1 protein-coding gene is annotated in these 1,132 nt (G+C 53.2%); it reads right to left on the reverse strand.

The annotated features are described in order from the left end of the window. Positions 1-56: 56 nt before the first annotated feature. On the reverse strand, positions 57-1,132 hold a 1,076-nt coding region (locus KDK18_RS08505), incomplete at its 5' end, for a hypothetical protein (protein WP_257254478.1).

Here is a 1,132-nt window from a genome sequence, read left to right on the forward strand (position 1 = left end):
GGCTCTTACAGAGCAAGGATAGATCAAGAAAGCCTCATGAAAGGGCGGTTGTCAGGTTAAGGCCCGAGGTCATCGTTGTGATCCACAACAGAAGGCTTGCGTCTTCGATGCTTTCTTTTGTGATTCGACAGGGCTTGAGCATTCCTGAAGACCTGCCCGCATGGCTGCGGCTGGCCATCCTTCTGAACCACGGTCACGGCACAGGTTTGTTGCCCGGTGTGGTATCCAGTTTTGTGAGCCGACAGGCTGTTAGCATTCTTGAAGATCTTACCGCATGGCCGCAAACAGCCATTCTCACCGATTACGGTCACGTCACAGGTCTTTTTCCCGGTGTGGTGTCCGCTTTTGTGAGTGGACAGAGCTGCTGCATTTCTGCAGACCCTCCCGCAGGGCCGTTGCAGACCACCCCCCCCGATTACGGGTATATCACAGGTTTGTTGCCTCGTGTGGTCTCTGATTTTGTGAACCGACAGGGTTTGAGCATTCTTGCAGACCTTTACGCATGGTTGCAGTCGGCCATCCTCCCCGATTACGGCCATGTCACAGGTCTTTTTCCCGGTGTGCTGTCCGCTTTTGTGAGTGGACAGAGCTGCAGCATTTCTGCAGACCTTTTCGCACGGCTTCGGCTGGCCATCCTCCCCAATCACGGTCACGTCACAGATTTTTTGCCCGGTGTGCCGTCGGATTTTGTGAATGTACAGCGCTTCGGCATTTCTGCAGTCCTTTCCGCATAGTCGCGGCTGGCCATCCTCCCTGATTACGGTTACGTCACAGGTTTGTTGCCTGACGTGGTCTCTTCTTTTGTGATTCAACAGGGCTTGAGCATTCTTGCAGACCGTCCCGCACGGCTGCAGTTGACCATCCTCCCCGACCAACGTCAGGTCACAGGTTTTTTGCCCAGAGTGGTATTTGCTTATGTGATACGACAGTGATTTTGCATTCTTGAAGACCTTCCCACATTGCAGCTGCTGGCCATCCTCCCCGAATATAATCAAACTACAAATGACTTTCCCGGCAGGGGCGTTTTTATCGATTGTCCCTGCAACCATTGAGTCTATGGCGGTCCCGTCTGAGGCGACCCCGTTAACAGGGTTGCAAATAGAGCAGTATCTATTGGCCAAATGAGGGCATG

It is taken from the genome of Endozoicomonas sp. SESOKO3 (genome assembly GCF_024606255.1).